The 15,450-nt window shown below is 58.6% G+C and carries 14 protein-coding genes; 6 read left to right on the top strand and 8 right to left on the bottom strand.

Annotation, left to right across the window (positions count from 1 at the left end; all coding sequences use genetic code 11):
* Positions 1–43 precede the first annotated feature (43 nt).
* A complete protein-coding gene (locus tag GEI7407_RS17695; RefSeq protein ID WP_015173582.1) occupies positions 44–1,228 on the top strand; it encodes an acyltransferase in 1,185 nt (394 codons plus the stop codon).
* A gap of 221 nt (positions 1,229–1,449) precedes the next feature.
* Complete coding sequence (locus GEI7407_RS17690; protein WP_015173581.1) at positions 1,450–1,971, top strand: hypothetical protein; 522 nt, start codon at positions 1,450–1,452, stop codon at positions 1,969–1,971.
* A 19-nt stretch (positions 1,972–1,990) separates the two neighbouring features.
* Here GEI7407_RS17690 and lepB read toward each other — a convergent pair whose 3' ends face one another.
* Positions 1,991–3,040: a signal peptidase I gene (lepB, locus tag GEI7407_RS17685; RefSeq protein ID WP_041268519.1), complete on the bottom strand. Its 1,050-nt coding sequence runs from the start codon at positions 3,038–3,040 to the stop codon at positions 1,991–1,993.
* Positions 3,041–3,259: 219 nt separating this feature from the next.
* Here lepB and GEI7407_RS17680 point away from each other — a divergent pair, with 219 nt between their 5' ends.
* Positions 3,260–3,679, top strand: coding sequence for a hypothetical protein (locus GEI7407_RS17680; RefSeq protein WP_150109817.1), 420 nt, complete (start codon positions 3,260–3,262; stop codon positions 3,677–3,679).
* A gap of 111 nt (positions 3,680–3,790) precedes the next feature.
* Here the strand turns inward: GEI7407_RS17680 and GEI7407_RS17675 are convergent, their stop codons facing one another.
* The 6 genes from GEI7407_RS17675 to petB form a co-directional block, all read right to left on the bottom strand.
* Positions 3,791–4,171, bottom strand: a complete 381-nt coding sequence (locus GEI7407_RS17675; RefSeq protein ID WP_015173578.1) for a hypothetical protein — start codon at positions 4,169–4,171, stop codon at positions 3,791–3,793.
* A 123-nt stretch (positions 4,172–4,294) separates the two neighbouring features.
* Complete coding sequence (locus tag GEI7407_RS17670) at positions 4,295–5,515, bottom strand: glycosyltransferase family 4 protein (protein ID WP_015173577.1); 1,221 nt, start codon at positions 5,513–5,515, stop codon at positions 4,295–4,297.
* A gap of 190 nt (positions 5,516–5,705) precedes the next feature.
* The gene (locus tag GEI7407_RS17665; protein ID WP_015173576.1) at positions 5,706–6,707 is read right to left on the bottom strand and encodes a GDP-mannose 4,6-dehydratase; all 1,002 of its coding nucleotides are present in this window, start codon (positions 6,705–6,707) and stop codon (positions 5,706–5,708) included.
* Between the two features lie 211 nt (positions 6,708–6,918).
* Positions 6,919–7,359 carry an anti-sigma regulatory factor gene (locus GEI7407_RS17660; protein WP_015173575.1) on the bottom strand — a complete coding sequence of 147 codons (441 nt, stop codon included), beginning with the start codon at positions 7,357–7,359 and terminating at the stop codon, positions 6,919–6,921.
* Positions 7,360–7,583: 224 nt separating this feature from the next.
* A complete protein-coding gene (petD, locus tag GEI7407_RS17655; protein ID WP_015173574.1) occupies positions 7,584–8,066 on the bottom strand; it encodes a cytochrome b6-f complex subunit IV in 483 nt (160 codons plus the stop codon).
* A 126-nt stretch (positions 8,067–8,192) separates the two neighbouring features.
* Entirely contained in the window at positions 8,193–8,840 is a 648-nt protein-coding gene (gene petB / locus GEI7407_RS17650; RefSeq protein WP_015173573.1) for a cytochrome b6, read from the bottom strand.
* Positions 8,841–9,273: 433 nt separating this feature from the next.
* On the opposite strand from petB, the gene ctpA reads away from it, so the two are divergent.
* The 3 genes from ctpA (at position 9,274) to GEI7407_RS19765 (ending at position 14,624) form a co-directional block, all read left to right on the top strand.
* The gene (gene ctpA / locus GEI7407_RS17645; protein ID WP_015173572.1) at positions 9,274–10,569 is read left to right on the top strand and encodes a carboxyl-terminal processing protease CtpA; all 1,296 of its coding nucleotides are present in this window, start codon (positions 9,274–9,276) and stop codon (positions 10,567–10,569) included.
* A gap of 626 nt (positions 10,570–11,195) precedes the next feature.
* Complete coding sequence (locus tag GEI7407_RS21185) at positions 11,196–11,510, top strand: hypothetical protein (protein ID WP_190274152.1); 315 nt, start codon at positions 11,196–11,198, stop codon at positions 11,508–11,510.
* 168 nt (positions 11,511–11,678) lie between these two features.
* Positions 11,679–14,624, top strand: a complete 2,946-nt coding sequence (locus tag GEI7407_RS19765) for a GAF domain-containing sensor histidine kinase (RefSeq protein WP_015173571.1) — start codon at positions 11,679–11,681, stop codon at positions 14,622–14,624.
* Here GEI7407_RS19765 and GEI7407_RS17635 read toward each other — a convergent pair.
* Entirely contained in the window at positions 14,608–15,354 is a 747-nt protein-coding gene (locus GEI7407_RS17635; protein ID WP_223294449.1) for an MBL fold metallo-hydrolase, read from the bottom strand. The genes GEI7407_RS19765 and GEI7407_RS17635 overlap by 17 nt on opposite strands.
* Positions 15,355–15,450 lie beyond the last annotated feature (96 nt).

Raw genomic sequence — 15,450 nt, 5'->3', positions numbered from 1 at the left:
CGTGCCGTAAAATCTTCGTTCCTGTTGTGCCAAGCGATCGCCCATGACCTCCAACGCCCTCCTCTCGACGATCCAGGCTCCCCCAACAGCAGACATCCAAAAATACGCGTTCATTGACGCCCTGCGAGGTCTTGCCTGTCTAGGAGTGATTGCCATCCACATCCTGGATTATGTGGGCCCGACCTGGGAGCCTGTCCGGCTGGTTGCAGCCTTTGGCGACAAGGGGGTACAGCTTTTTTATCTCCTGAGCGCGTTCACGCTGTTTCTGTCCTATCAGCAGCGATCGCGCACAGACGATCGCCCCATTCTTTTCTTTTGGATCCGGCGTTTTTTTCGAATCGCGCCACTCTTTTATGCCGTCTTGATCGTTAATTTTCTTTGGCGCGGAATGAGTCCGAGAACCTGGGCCCCTGACGGCATTGGCTGGGATGATATTGGACTTGCCATCACGTTTCTGAATGCTTGGAAACCCGACGCCATTACCTCCGTTGTAGATGGTGGCTGGTCCATTGCGATTGAAATGAGTTTTTATTGCCTCATTCCCTTTCTTTTTTGCAAAATCACCAATCTCTCAAAGGCACTAAACTTTACCTGCTTGGCCTACATGGGCGGCTTGATTTTGAGCGAAATGGGCCTGGCGATCGCTATGCCCCAAGCAGATGAAAGATATCATCGACTTCTAGATCACTACTTCAATGTATTTTGGCTGCCTCGAGAACTGTTTGTTTTTGGATTGGGAATCTGCCTCTTTTTCCTATTCCAAAAGCTGTTGAGTGTACCGATTAGCCCGGGGCAAAAACGCCAATTTTCGCGATCGCTGCTTTGGATTGCCGCCATGCTAATGCTGGCAGCTATGCGGCGCTTTGGTGATGTGCTTTTGCTTTTTTCTCTCGCTTGGCTTGCCTTCACCTTCTCCCTGGCGCTTCAGTCCAGGATCTGGCTGGTCAATCCCCTCTTGATCCGGCTCGGCAAAGTCTCTTACAGCATCTATCTTCTGCACTTTTTGGTGCTGCGTCTCCTGGGACCGCAGCTAGCAGCCACGCCTTGGATTCAGCAAAATGCGGACCCTTTCTTTAGTACCCTCAAGATTCTTTTTGCTTTTTCCTTGACGACCGCTGTGACCTATCTTTTGGCTGAAATCACCTTTCACAGCATCGAGCAGCCCGGTCTGCGCTTGGGCAAGCAACTGATCGCCCGCCTGACCCGCAGCCCTCAGTCTGCCGCTTAGCAGGTATCAGCTAGGAAGCGCTCATTTCCTGCCGGAGAGTGTCAAAATAGATAACAATCTACGGGCAATAAATTGTCAATTTGATTGAATAGAGCCGTGGTTGTCGTTAAGTTGCACGGAGCAAGCCGCGATGAGCGTTCGTCGCAGCGGCAAGCTAGGCCGTGAACTGGGCAAACCCGGCCCGCAGGCTGAATTTCACAAACAGTGAGGAGTTGATAACGATGCGTCCCCAGAATCAGCGACTCGGTTTTAGCGCAGCCCTGGTCAGCAGCGTGGCCCTCGCTACGGGGTTGGTGCTAGGTGTCCAGGCTCCCAGTCACGCCCAGGCAGCCTACGGTAGCTATGTCGGCGTTGGCCCTTCGGTGGGCTTGACTGAGGGTGACGGCGTGGAGGAAGATCGAGAAATCGCTGGGGTGATCGCGCTGCGCTACCGCCTCCTGGAAGCGCCGGTGTCTCTGCGAACCCAGGCCATCATTGGGGACGGGACGGCGATCGTGCCGACGGTTTCCTACGATCTGCCCCTGAACTGGCAAACCACGGCCTATCTGGGCGCTGGCGTTGCCTTTGTCAGCGGCAATACTCCGGTGGGCAATCGCGATAGCTTTGCGCTGCAGCCGGGCATTGACTATGTGGTCCCCAACAGCAACACCGTGATTTTTGGAAATGCCATCATTGGCTTCAATGGCTTCCGGGAAGGGGGCAGCGCCGTCTCCCTTCAGGGTGGCGTGGGCCTCCGGTTCTAGGGAGCTGCGATCGCGACTGTCAGCGGTCCTCGGGCAGCAGCGATTGGCTCCGGTCGAGGGGCCAATAGATTTTGTAAGCTTGGCCGACAATGACGGATTGATTCATCGGCCCCCAGACATGGGAGTCGTAGCTGTTGTTGCGGTTGTCCCCCAGGACGAAGTATTGATCAGGGCCGAGGGTCACGGGGGCGAGACGATAGCGCGGTGCTTCGGTGAGGTAGGGTTCGTCGATCGCCTGGCCGTTGAGGTAGACTTGCCCTCCCTGCACCTCGATCGTTTGGCCCGGTGTGCCGATCACGCGTTTGACAAAGAAGGTTTCTGATTGATTGTTTCTGCTGCTCTGCGGGGCGCTGCTACGAGCTGCGCGGGGCGATCGAAACACAATGAGATCGCCCAGCTGAGGACGGTAGGCGGCGCTTTTGCGAACAAACATGCGATCGCCCACTTGCAGGGTCGGCTGCATGGATCCGCTCGGCACCACAAATCGCTCAAGCTGCGCATTCAGGGCCAGGGGCAAAGATGCCACGCCAAGGCGCACCACCAACAGCAAAATCACGATCGCTGTGATGAGAGTTTTGCTGCGAGAGCGGGGCGACGTGTTGACCTGATAGGCGCTACAGCAGGCGATCGCCGCAATGGTCGGCGGCACTGCGATCCAGAGCGCTGACTGACTGGCTATATTACTGGCAACAATCATCGCCACCATCAGCACCGCACCCAGCCCCAGCCGCTGGAGATAGAGGTGACCGAGGCCAGGCAGCACCTGGGACAAAAAGACAGCAAACCAGCGATCGCGCGATCGCGGAAAGGCGGGCGGCGCTCCTTCTGAGAGACAGTAGTACGCGTCCAGCAGACAGCTCGCGTAGACCACCACCGCCGCCCCCGCAAAAAACAGCCCCACCGCTGTATTTCCCTCTGCCGCAAAGACGCATCGCAGCGCCAGCAGCGCGCAGCCGAGCGTCCCCAGGAACCACGCCCCGGCCTTGGGATACTGGGCAGCGTAGATGTGGCCCAGCCCAGGCAGGCAGACTGAAAGATTCACGGCGATCCATGGGTTTGATTGGGACATGGCAGTGGGACGAGCTCTCTGAAAGCAGTCTAGCGAGAGACCCCTGCCCCAGTGGAACCGATCTCGCGTTTTGGCGGGTGATATGTGACACTCAGGGATCTGAACCCTGGGCTCCCCAAACCCCAAAGAGCGACCCTAGGATGAAATTAAGGACGAGAGTATTCCTAAATCTGCTTGATTTTGGGTCTCGTCAAGCTTTTTCGGCAATGGGGGAGGGTAATGATGAAATTCCGTCACGTGTGGACGATGGTTCCGGCCGCGATCGCCAGCTTAGCGATCGCCACGAGCGCAAAAGCTGAAACCCTCAACATTACAGAAAATTCCGCCAATCCGCTGGTTGTCGAAAGCACCGTCAGCGCCACGGAGAGCAGCCCGTGCGGCAGCATTGCGATCGCTCCTAGCCACGTTGTCACCCTAGCCGACGACTTTGACAACCTGCGCTTCACCGTTGAGGGCGAAGGGCAGCCGACCCTAATGATCCAAGAAGCCGGTGGCCGCACAACCTGCGTCCAAGCCGACGGCTTCTCGGGGGGTGTTGTCGAGGTGCCTGGCTTCTGGGCCAAGGGCTCCTACACCCTCTTCATCGGCAACCGCAGCCCGGGCCAGTACAGCTACAAGCTCTCTATCTCCCACCTTTAATCTTTCGCCGATTCATTTTTTGCCGACGCGACATCTAGGATGACCGCCCAGGCTGCTCACTTTCCGCTGGGTTCGCCCCAGCCCAGATGGGGAGCGCTGGGCGGGTCGATCCTAGTCTTCTAGCAGCTTGGTCGGCACCTCGATCGCTTCGACGTCCACCGTTCCGGGTGGCGTGGGGCGCTCGATGTGGCCGTGGGTGACCGTCAAGGCTTCGCCGCAGGAGGGACACTGCAGCGCTGCTTGGTTGAAGCCCGCCAGGGGATAGTTGCAGACGGGGCAGTTTTCCTGGACCAGATTGCGCTTGAGCCACCAGCGAAAGGCGAAAAACCCCACAATAGGCGCCAAAATCAGCAGGCCCATCAAGACGAAAAGGGACTTCACTAGCCAGCCAGCACCGATGGTGATGAGGAGCCAAATGAGGGCGATCGCGGTTAGGGAGCAGCCAAAATTGGACAAATTAAGTTGAAACGATTTGGGGCCGTCTAGGTTCACGCTCGCCTCCTCTGCGCATCCAAACGATCTGCAATCGATCGCTCGCAGGGGTCTATGGGGTTAGACGAGCGACCTATTTTCTATCCTACTCGCGATTGCCCGAGCGTTGCTTCCCCCGCGGGTCTAGGGGCGATCGCCCGACGACGCCGATCGGGAGGACACTGCCTCGATCGGTGATCGGTTCTTGGGGTCAGCTGCTGGCGGGATCGGCTCGAGCAGCCGCACCACGCAGCGCCGAAAGGCTTCTTTGCCAAAGACTTTGAGCGCTTCTTGGCGAAGCCACGGCCCATCACAGCGCCGATCCTGCCCCGCCAAGATTTCGCAGCAGGCAGCAGCGACGGCTTCCGGATCGCGATGGGGGACTGGCCAGCCCAGGCGGCCGTCCTGGAGCGGGTCGGCAGAGCCGTCATCATCGCCGGCCAGCACCGGCACTCCGCAGGCCAGTGCTTCGAGGTAAACAATGCCAAAGCCCTCCTGGGAGGGCATGACGTAGGCGTCAGCCAGGCGATAGTGGTCAACGAGGGCCTCGGTGGGCACAAATCCAGCAAAAATCACCCGGTCGGCAACGCCCATCTCGGCGGCCAAGCGAGCCAGACGCGGCTGATCGTCCCCGCGCCCGATCACCAAATACTTTACGTCGGGAAAGGCGCGCAGGATCGCGGGCAGCGCCCGGATCGTCACGTCAACGCCTTTGTAAATATCGCCGGACCACAGGCGAGCAACGGTCATCAGGACGCGCGCGTTGGCTAGGCCGTAGCGGGCCACCAGCTCGGCAGATTTGGGGCCGGGGGTAAAGAGAGCGCCATCGACGGCGCAGGGCACCATCCGAAACTGCGCTGGATCCAGGTGATTGGCGCGGCAGGCGCGATCGCGGCTGTAGCGGCTAATGGTCCACACGGTGTCTGCTTGCTGCAAGGCTTGCTGCGATCGCGGCGGGAGAGGCTCCCAGACTTCTTTGCCGTAGGTGAGGACCGTGTAGGGGGTGCCGGTGAGCTGACACAGCGATCGCACCAGCGGCGCCAGCTTGATGTGGCCGCAAAACACGCGCGCAGGGCGGCGCAGCAGCAGGACCCTCAGCAGGGCGATCGCCAGACGCCCTCGTCCCAACTGCGGCAAGGACGACTTGAGGTAGTGAAACCGAAACGCTGGGCTGGTAGCCCAGGGATTGGGGCAGTCGGGGCCGTCTCGCAGCAGCAAAACGTCAGCCTGAGATTGCTGCGAGCCCTCAGCCGTTACTGCCTCATCGTAGGCCCGCAAAATGTCTTTGACATAGGACTGAATGCCGCCCTCGCAGGAAAAAATTTCTAAGAAAACAAAGACATGTCGAACGGACGGTTGCGGCATGGGTTTCACCACGGTTTGCTTGTCTTCGCGCCGGTGACAGCTCAAGGGGCCGAGCCTGCGCCCGTGCCCGGTGACGTTGCTGTCATGATCGGTTCAGCAGACTGCTTCTAAGGTTCCCGGAAGAAACCCGGTTGATACCAGGTAAACGTTAGGACTTGGCCGAGGTAGGCGATCGCCCCGCCGCGATCGCCTACCTCGGCAGCTCCACGCTTCCGCTTTGCAGCCGCTCTATATCTTTCCTCACCATCTTCCCCAGCAGTTCCTCAAAAGTGAGGGTTGGCTGCCAGCCCAAATTTTGGTGAGCCTTGCGCGGATCGGCGACCAAGTGGAAATGCTCATCGGGCCGAAACAGCGCGGTATCGACGCTCACGTAGCGCTCCCAGTCGAGGTCGGCACACTGAAACGCCGTCGCCACCAAGTCGCGCACACTGTGCAGGTGCCCTGTCCCGATGACGTAGTCCTCAGGGGTCTCGGTTTGCAGCATGCGCCACATTGCCTCGACATGATCCCCTGCATAGCCCCAGTCGCGCTTGGCTTCTAGGTTGCCGATTGGTAGGCGATCGCGCAGTCCCAGCTTGATAGCCGCCACCGTCAGGGTCACCTTTCGGGTCACAAAATTTGGTGGCCGCAGCGGCGACTCATGGTTGTACAGGATGCCGCTGCAGGCAAACAAGCTGTAGCGCTGGCGGTGGTGGACCATGGTCCAGTGGGCGTGCACCTTGGCCGCAGCGTAGGGGTTCATGGGCCGAAACGGCGTGTTTTCGTCCTGGGGAGAGCGATCGACCGCCCCAAACATCTCCGAGCTGCTGGCCTGGTAGAAGCGCGTTTTTAGCCCCACCTGCCGCACGGCCGCCAGCAGCCGCGTTGCGGTACCCGTCACCAGGTCCAGCGTCCCCAGGGGATCGTCCCAGGAGCTCGGCACAAAGCTGGGGGCCGCCAAGTTGTAAATCTCGTCTGGGCGCAGCTGCTCCACGGCGGCCAGGAGGCCCGAAGCGTCCGTCAAATGGACAGGATAAATCTCAACGCGATCGGCGATATCGCCGAGTTTGGCAACGCTGGCCCGGCGCTCCGGCGGCACTAGGCCCACGACGCGATAGCCCTTCGAGAGCAGCAGCTGACTCAGATAGTAGCCATCCTGGCCGGTAATGCCTGTAATGAGCGCGGTCCGTCTCTCTGAATGGCTTTGCTCCACGGTGCCTCCTCCCTTGCTGCGCGATCGCCAGTTTCGCTAGTCTAGCCCACCGTCTCTGATTGCCTGCCCAGACTCGAGTCAGGGAGTGGCTAGACCGCGTCAACCTGGTTTGAGAGTGCCCCAATTTGGGCTCTCGTCACCGAATCGACGAAATTGCAGAAGATCTGGGCAAAGGCTTTGCCGCTCAGGGCGATCGCGCCCCGAAGACGCTTTAATCCGCTAGCTGCGCTTGCAGGCTGTATTTGACGATGACCAAGCAATTTCGGCGATCGCCCGTCCGCTCATAGGTCACGCGGTCAGCTAGGCGCCGCAGCAAAAACCAGCCGTATCCCCCTTCTCGTAGGGTTCCTGGCTCCGGCTCCGGCAGTAAATCTGGATTAAAGGGCTGGCCTTGGTCCCAGATGCGCAGCTCAATGCGATCGCCCCATGCACTCGCCTCGATCTCGATCGCCGTCTCTGGCGGCAAGCCATGATGGGCGTGGCGCACCGCGTTTGTGAACCCCTCCGCCAGCGCCAAATTTAGGGAATAAATCTGGTTTTCTGACCAGCTCTTGCCTGAAGCGTGATGCAGACAGAACTGCTCAAACCAGTTCTGGACCTTCGTCAAGACCGTCAGGTCACTGTTCACGGTGAGATGGTCGCGCTGCACCATGACTCGGCTTGGCCACTAGAGAAACAAAAAGTTTAAGACGCACAAGGGCGATCGCAGGTTCAGAGCAGCCAGAGCAGGGACCTCAAGAATGGTGCACCTCAGACATCCCAGCCCCATCGCGATTCTCCGACCCCCGACAGCCTGAACGCCCGCATACTCTCCGCCAAAACCTTAGCACAGCAGAGAAATATACAGGCGTTCAGAGTCAAGCTTGCCGAGGCGCTCTAGAACAGGCCCAAGGTCAGAGACTTGTCGATGGGGAACGTTGCACCCACACCCAGCCACAGGGTAACCACCGTACCAAACAGGAACAGCGTGGTTGCCACAGGGCGACGGAAGGGGTTTTGGAACTTGTTGACGCTCTCGATGAAGGGAATCAGCATCAGGCCCAGAGGAATCGAGGTCATGCCAGCGATACCGAGGAGCTTGTTAGGCAGAATCCGCAGAATTTGGAACGCGGGGTAGAGATACCACTCCGGCAAAATTTCCAGCGGCGTTGCGAAGGGATTCGCAGCCTCACCCACCAGCGCGGGGTCCAGCACGGCTAGGCTCACGCAGCAGGCAATGGTGCCCAGGATAACTACCGGGAAAACGTAAAGCAGGTCATTGGGCCAAGCAGGCTCACCGTAGTAGTTGTGGCCCATGCCCTTGGCAAGCTTGGCACGCAGTTGAGGATCGCTAAGATCCGGCTTTTTTAGAATTGACATGATTATGTGCTCTCTCTATGACTCTGTTAAGGCCAGCAGGGCGAGGCTAAACCAGCCTGCAAGCAACGAGTATCGAAGTCTTTGGCGTGCCAAAGGCCTTGGCCTTCGGCACAGCCCAAAGGCGACTTACAAGGGACCGGAAATGCCTTGCTTCCGGATCATCAGGAAGTGCAGCAGCATGAAGACTGCAATCAGCCAGGGCAGCACGAAGGTGTGCAGGCTGTAGAAACGGGTCAAGGTTGCTTGACCAACGCTATCGCCGCCTCGGATGAGTTCCACGATCAAGGAGCCCACAACAGGGATGGCCTCAGGAACGCCAGAGACGATCTTGACTGCCCAGTAACCGACTTGGTCCCAAGGCAGAGAGTAGCCCGTCACGCCGAAGGAGACGGTGATCACGGCGAGGATCACGCCGGTCACCCAGGTCAGCTCGCGGGGCTTTTTGAAGCCGCCGGTGAGGTACACCCGGAAGACGTGGAGGATCATCATCAGCACCATCATGCTGGCGGACCAGCGGTGGATGGAGCGAATCAGCCAGCCGAAGTTGACGTCGGTCATCAGATATTGCACTGATGAGAAGGCCTCAGCCACGGTCGGCTTATAGTAGAACGTCATTGCAAATCCAGTCGCAAACTGGATCAAAAAGCAAGTTAGCGTAATTCCGCCCAGGCAGTAGAAGATGTTGACGTGGGGAGGTACATACTTGCTGGTAACGTCTTCGGCGATCGCCTGGATCTCTAGACGTTCCTCAAACCAGTCGTACACGTTCGCCATAAAGCCGAAATTCCTAAAGATGTATTGCGTGTTGTCAAAGGTCTGGGGCGTCTGATTTCGACCCCGAGGCTAAACAGCGCTCGACTCAGGTCAACTGCTGACTTAGCAGTTTTAGGGCAGGCTTCTAATCTGGGGGATCAGAGGGAACCTTGCTCAAACCATTGTGCAGTTGCAGCCCCTGAACTAGGCATGACAACAATAACCCAGCTTCAGACACTTATTGAAATGTTACACTTCTGGCATCGCAAACTGGAAATCCCAGAGATTTTTGAAGGAATTTTTAACATAACCTCAGAGGCGCGATCGCCCTTGAGACGGGCGATTCTCGCTGCAAGACTGGGAATCTGGGGATGACCAGGGCGACCAAGTTTTGAGGGAGTCTGCTAGGTTAGGGGTCCCTCGATGGGCATCGATTGAAGCAATGGCACCGACTATGGGCAAACGCTTTTGGCTAGCTGGATTTTTAATTTTCTCGCAAATTATTTTTACATTTGTCATCTGGGTGGCTCCGGCCTATGCCCTGACGGATGAGCAAAAACTTTTTAACGAGGCGTGGCGGATTGTCAATCGCGCTTACGTCGACGAAACTTTTAATGACCAAAACTGGTGGATGATTCGCCAGAAGACGCTTCAGAAGCCGCTGCGATCGCGCGAGGAGACCTACACGGCGATTCAGTCGATGCTGGCATCTCTGGACGATCCGTTTACGCGCTTTTTGCGGCCGAGCCAGTACCGCAGTTTGCAGGTGAGTACGGCGGGGGAGCTGACGGGGATTGGCTTACAGATTGCTCTGGATGCTGAAACCGGAAGTCTTCAGGTGATCGCGCCCATTGAAGGGTCGCCAGCAGATAAAGCGGGAATTTTGCCGCGCGATCGCATCGTGAGCATTGACGGGACGCCCAGTGAGGCTCTGACGCTGGACGAGGCGGCGACTCGGATGCGCGGGCCAGCGGGCAGCAAGGTGGTGCTGACGATCGAGCGGGACGGAAAGTCGCCGCGATCGCTGACGATTGTGCGCGATCGCATCGAGCTCAATCCCGTGGTGGCCAAGCTCGATCGTACTTCGGCAGCGGTTCCTGTGGGCTACATTCGCCTCACCCAGTTCAACGCCAACGCCACCACCGAGCTGGCCGAAGCGGTGCGCGATCTGGAGCGCCAGGGAGCCCAGGAGTTTGTGCTGGACCTGCGCAACAACTCCGGCGGACTGCTCCAGGCCGGCATTGAAATTGCGCGGCTGTGGCTGGATGAGGGCACGATCGTCTATACGGTCAACCGCCAGAGCGTTTTGGATAGCTATGAGTCCACAGGGTCAGCGCTGACCCGAGCGCCGCTGGTGGTGCTGGTCAATCGCGGCACGGCGAGCGCCAGCGAAATTTTGGCGGGTGCGCTCCAGGACAATGGCCGGGCGCAGCTGGTGGGTGAAACAACCTTTGGTAAGGGGCTGATTCAGTCGCTGTTTGAGCTCTCGGACGGGTCGGGTCTGGCGGTGACGGTGGCGAAGTACGAGACGCCCAATCACCACGACATCAATAAGCTAGGCATTCAGCCGGATGTGCCGGTGGCCCTAGAGCAACTGGAGCGCGAGCAGGTGGCGACGTCGGATGACCCGCAGTACCAAGCGGCGATCGCCCTGCTGGATCAGGCCACAGTGCTGGCTGGCGCCCCTGATCAAGCTGCCTGGAGCAAGCAAACTGCGCCCAAGCGTCGCTTGCCTTTCCTGTCCCGCTGATCTGGTTGGGGGTCGGCCCTAGCCTCTGTCTAGAAGCTAGACTGGCCTCAACCCTAAAATGTGATTAATCCCTCAGGAGCTTGCGGGCGATCGCCCAAGGCTTCAATGCCCTACTGCCGATCCTTGGATTTCTCAGGGATGACGTTTCTGGATTCCTGGCTGATCTGGTTCTAGGGCGATTCCAGACTGAGTGGGTTGCCCGTGACATACTCCTACGCTGATACTGACGTATGCAGCGTAGGCTTCTCAGTGACCCCTGGTATCCCATCGGGCGTTTCCTGAGCTTTATTGACGATACGGGATGCCCCACCGCACCGGAACAATACAAAGAGTGTTGTTCTCTCCTTGGTACTGCTGGAATTTTACCTGCCCACAGATGCGACGACGAATCGTCTGTTTCTAGGCAGAACCCCATATTCCAGGTTGTTAAGGTTCAAGTTTCAGGGCGGCGATTAGCTCAAACCCTTACCCTGAGTGTATCAAACCCGTTTTGCATCATGAGAGATTTGCTCGTTTCCTCCCTCTCCCCTTCTCACGCCTGCGGCATAGGTCAGAGGAGTGTCGTTCGCTCGCTCGCATTCATCTCAACGCCAAATCAAAGATGATGGCGTGAGGCTTCTGCTGCTTTGGCTAAGATTTTGATCTTGGGTGTTAGGTCTCCCCTTCGTCTGGATCTTTCAGGTAAAACATTGGTGTCTCCTGTACCATGCCTCGTGTCTAATTCCTGGCGTTTTGGAGGTTTTCTGCATTCGCTTCCATGCTGCATCATTCCTGACCAATGCGCCAAAAATCGCCATATAGCCTTGTTTAAGCGCTACCAAGGCGATTTAGAGGATGCTTTTGTCAGCGCGCTTGCTGCTGCTAAATTTTGCACTGAGTTTATCTTGCTGTTTTGTCCGGTCAGCATGGGCATTCTTGTTGGCATAGCCCAATCTGTGTGAGATAGGTTCTACGGTCCTTTTTCGGAGAGTTTGGGGTTTATTTGACGGATTTTTGAGGGGCTTAGTTTGGTCCCTTGTTCGCTCGAGATTCAGCTTGTGTGGCAATCGCTGTCATGCCCCATCGAGGACCCACGCTGAGGTACAACCCACATCCTGCGGCCATCCCTTATGCTCCAATTTTCTGATCGCGGCAAATACTCAGCTCGCCCAGGAGCCCTCAAGGCCATCATTCAGTCCTTGGCCGCCCAGTTTTCTGTCTTGCCTGACACCCGCATGCTGTGGATCGCCTCGGACGATCCTGTGCTGGATTTACCGACGCTGTGTGACCAGATTCAAGTTTTTTCGCAGACGCAGTCGAGCGATCGCGCCAATAGTTATTTTGGGCTGCCTGCGGACGTCAGCGACATGCCGCTAGATACCTATGCGTTCTGTACGCATCTGTGTGAGCTGCCGCTCCAAGATTGGCGGACGGAGGCTCAGCCAGCGTCGCCCGTTCTGGTGGCGGTGGGGCTGAGCGATCGCCTGAATGTGGTGCTGCAAGCCTATCTTGCTGATCCTGAGAGTACGCCCCTGCGAGAGCGCGCCTACTGGCTGCATCTGTCCTTCGATCCTCAGATCTGCACTGAGGTGCAGCGATGGGTGGCCCAGCAGCTTGGCGCGACAGGTGAGCAAACGCTGCTGCCGCTGATGACTCAAAGCTTGCGGCACTGGCCCGCGACTGCCAATGACGCTGGTCTCCAAAGTGAGATGACGCTTCAGTGGCTCTCGGCTTTGAGCGATGCTGAGCACTTTTCTGAGCGCATCGAGGATGGGTTGCCGACGAGTGGCGAGTCGCTGAGCGAGGAAGAGAGCCTGCGCACGTTTCATCAGCGGCCCTGGCTCCAGCAAGAGCGCCTGCTCCAGGAGCTGCTTCATATTGACGGGGCCATTTTGGGGCCGCAGGTGATTATTCGGCGATCGGCGGAGGTGATTCGGGCGATTTTTGGGGTGAGCCGCTGCCAGATCGTGTTTTTCAGCGCAGAGGACTATCACGTTGGCTGGGGGGCGATCGCCCATGCCCCCGAGTTTCTGGCCTACAACAACTACCCAAGCTACCCCGACTGGCAAACGGTCCAAGGCATCATTCAGCGCCACCGCCAGGCCAGCACCTGGGTGACGGCGGAGCCCCTGCCGCGGCCCCTGCGCGATCGCCCCATTGACATCCCCCTCGCCAAAGCCGTCCTTTCCAGCTGGACCCAGCCCGACACCCAGGGCAAAAAAAAGTGGATCGCCGGTTTTTTGTCCATCGAGCAGTGGGACCGGCCCCGGATTTGGCAGCCAGAGGAAATGTACCTGCTGCATACCGCGATTCATCAAGTCGAGCAAGGCGCCTATCAGGCCCTGCTCTACCAGCAGGTCGAAGAGCGAGCCCAGCGCACTGCCCTGCTCAACCAGCTGATTGCTCAAATGCGGGCCTCCCTGGACCTAGACCAGATCTTTGAAACCGTTACCAGCGCTCTGGGGCAGCTCGTGATCATTGACCAGTGCTGCATCATCCAGTTCAACTCGGATCAGTGTTGGCAGCCCCTGGTTGAGTATCGCCTCACCGCCGATATTCCCTCGGCCCTGGGCCGCATCATTGCCGATAGCGAGAATCCCTATTCGCCCCAGCTTCGCCTCTTTGAAGCTGTGCAGGTCAGCGACACCCGCCACATCGACGATCCAGATGCGCGGGCCTTTGCCGAGCAGCACGGCAGCGCCTGGCTCGCGGTGCCGATCCACCGAGGCCAAGAGCTCTGGGGCTTCATTTCCTTTAGCCAATACAACTACCCGCGCTACTGGCACGAGTCAGAGGTCGAGTTTTTGACCATCGTCGCCGATCACCTGGCGATCGCCATTCACCAGGCCACCCTCTACCAGCAAATCCAGGACCAAAAGCAGACCCTCGAGCTCCAGGTAGCCCAGCGCACCGCCGAGCTAGAGAGCTTCTTTGACGCTCACCCCGACTACATCTTTGTCCTCGAGCGCAACACCCATCGCTTGCCCTTCTGCAACCACGCCTTCGCCCACAGCGTCGGCTTCGAGAATCGGCAGCAGGTCCAGGGCAAGTCCGTCCGCGACTGCCTCGCGCCCGCCAGCGCCGAGACCTTCTTGCAGCGCAACCAGCAGGTCTTCAACACCGGGCAGATCCTGCACGAACAAGAAGCCATCACCCTCAGCGACGGCGTTCACTACTTTGACACCTTCAAAGTCCCCTTGTGCAACCCCAACGGCGAAATCTACGCCCTCCTGGGCACCGCCCGGGACATCACAGAACTGATCAACACCCGCGAAGCCCTCGCAGAGCGCACGACTCAGCTCCAGGACGCCCTCACCGCAGCCCAGGCGGCCAGCCAAGCAAAGAGCGAGTTCTTGGCCACCATGAGCCACGAGCTGCGCACGCCGCTGACGTCGGTGATCGGCATGTCCTCGGCGCTGCTCAAGCAGTTTTTGGGCACCCTCAACCCCAAGCAGGCCGAGTATCTCCAGCTGATCCACAGCAGCGGCGCCCACCTGCTGAACCTCATCAACGACATTCTGGACTTGGCCAAAATCGAGGCGGGCAAGGCGTCTTTGCAGGTCAGCCAGTTCTCGCTGCGGCGCATTGCCGATGAGAGCATTGACTGGCTCTCAGAAAAAGCGCGCCGCCAAGAGGTGACGCTGCTCAAAGAATTTAATGATCTCCCCGATGAGGAGTTCTTTTGGGGCGATGAGCGGCGGGTGAAGCAGATTTTGCTGAACCTGCTGTCTAATGCTGTGAAGTTCACGCCGACGGGGGGGAAGATCTGGCTACGAATTATCTACGACGAGGGGCTGGCCCAGATCGAAGTCGAAGATACGGGAATCGGCATTCCAGACGACAAGCAGCACCTGCTGTTTGAGGCGTTTCAGCAAATTGACAGCTCTCTCAATCGCCAGCATGAGGGAACCGGCTTGGGCTTGGCTCTGACGCGCCAGCTGACGGAGATGCACGGGGGCACGATTCAGTTTCGCTCGGTGGTGGGGCAAGGAACGATTTTCATCGTGCGCTTGCCCAGCCAACGGCATCACGCCAAGACGGTGGCGGCGGGGGCTGACGCTATAGAAGAGGGATAGCGCCTTGGAGGGCGTCTAGGTCGATCGCGGCGAGTTTTTCGTAGGCGTGGTCGATGTAGCCTTGGCCGCGTAGGGAGCCGGTGCTGGCGCCAGGGCAGATGTAGCGCAGGGTCTCGGGGCTAAAGCGCGATCGCAGGCCGGCGGTGTTGCGGAGCTGCCGGGGCCAGTGAAAGGTCTTGGAGGTGCGCAGGGGGGCGGGGTTGCCGTCGCGATCGGGCAGCAGATGACGACCGGTAAAGAGGACGCCGCCGGGCTGGTAGTAGAGGCAGGCCGAGCCGGGGGAGTGGCCAGAGGTCCACAGAGCCTGCGCCGAGGGCGAAAGCTGGCACTCTCGGTGAAAGGTGGTGACGGTGATCTCGGGCAGCAGGTAGGCTTCTTGCTCTTGGATAAGGACGTCACACTGTAGCTGCTGCTGCCACTGGACGGTCTTGCCGAGGCCACCGCGATGGGTGATCAGAAACCAGCGCACCGCGTGCTCCTGCAAAAAGCGCTGGTTCACATCGTTCCACGCTGGGCAGTCGATGAGGATTCCTTCCCCGTTTTCTACAATGAAGTAAGCGGTCCCGCCCAAGGTGTCTCGATTGGGTGCAAAGGCGTAAATCGATCGGCCGTTGCCCAGGTGAGTGGAGTCCAGGATCAGACGAGGCGGTTTGGCAGTACTGCTGGGCTGAGCGTCGAGAGGCGTGGCCACAGGGGAGGCGACGCCGGATGGCTGGGAATCTGGATACACTGTTCTAGTTGGTAATGCTGGGCAAGACGGTGGTTTTGGCCAGACGAGAATTCTGGAGGCGGACGCTGGGTCGATGGGCCGAAGCGAGGTGCCGCT

The sequence above is a fragment of the Geitlerinema sp. PCC 7407 genome (assembly GCF_000317045.1).
GTDB lineage: Bacteria > Cyanobacteriota > Cyanobacteriia > PCC-7407 > PCC-7407 > PCC-7407.
Note: the sequence above shows the minus strand (reverse complement) of the source record. Positions and strands in the feature narration are given on the sequence as shown.

Coding starts and splice junctions, on each gene's coding strand:
- GEI7407_RS17670 (WP_015173577.1), bottom strand. CDS start 5,515: ATGCCGCAACCGTCCGTTCGACATGTCTTTGTTTTCTTAGAAATTTTT.
- GEI7407_RS17690 (WP_015173581.1), top strand. CDS start 1,450: ATGCGTCCCCAGAATCAGCGACTCGGTTTTAGCGCAGCCCTGGTCAGC.
- petD (WP_015173574.1), bottom strand. CDS start 8,066: ATGTCAATTCTAAAAAAGCCGGATCTTAGCGATCCTCAACTGCGTGCC.
- GEI7407_RS19765 (WP_015173571.1), top strand. CDS start 11,679: ATGCTCCAATTTTCTGATCGCGGCAAATACTCAGCTCGCCCAGGAGCC.
- lepB (WP_041268519.1), bottom strand. CDS start 3,040: ATGTCCCAATCAAACCCATGGATCGCCGTGAATCTTTCAGTCTGCCTG.
- GEI7407_RS17660 (WP_015173575.1), bottom strand. CDS start 7,359: ATGGTGCAGCGCGACCATCTCACCGTGAACAGTGACCTGACGGTCTTG.
- petB (WP_015173573.1), bottom strand. CDS start 8,840: ATGGCGAACGTGTACGACTGGTTTGAGGAACGTCTAGAGATCCAGGCG.
- GEI7407_RS17695 (WP_015173582.1), top strand. CDS start 44: ATGACCTCCAACGCCCTCCTCTCGACGATCCAGGCTCCCCCAACAGCA.
- ctpA (WP_015173572.1), top strand. CDS start 9,274: ATGGGCAAACGCTTTTGGCTAGCTGGATTTTTAATTTTCTCGCAAATT.
- GEI7407_RS17680 (WP_150109817.1), top strand. CDS start 3,260: ATGATGAAATTCCGTCACGTGTGGACGATGGTTCCGGCCGCGATCGCC.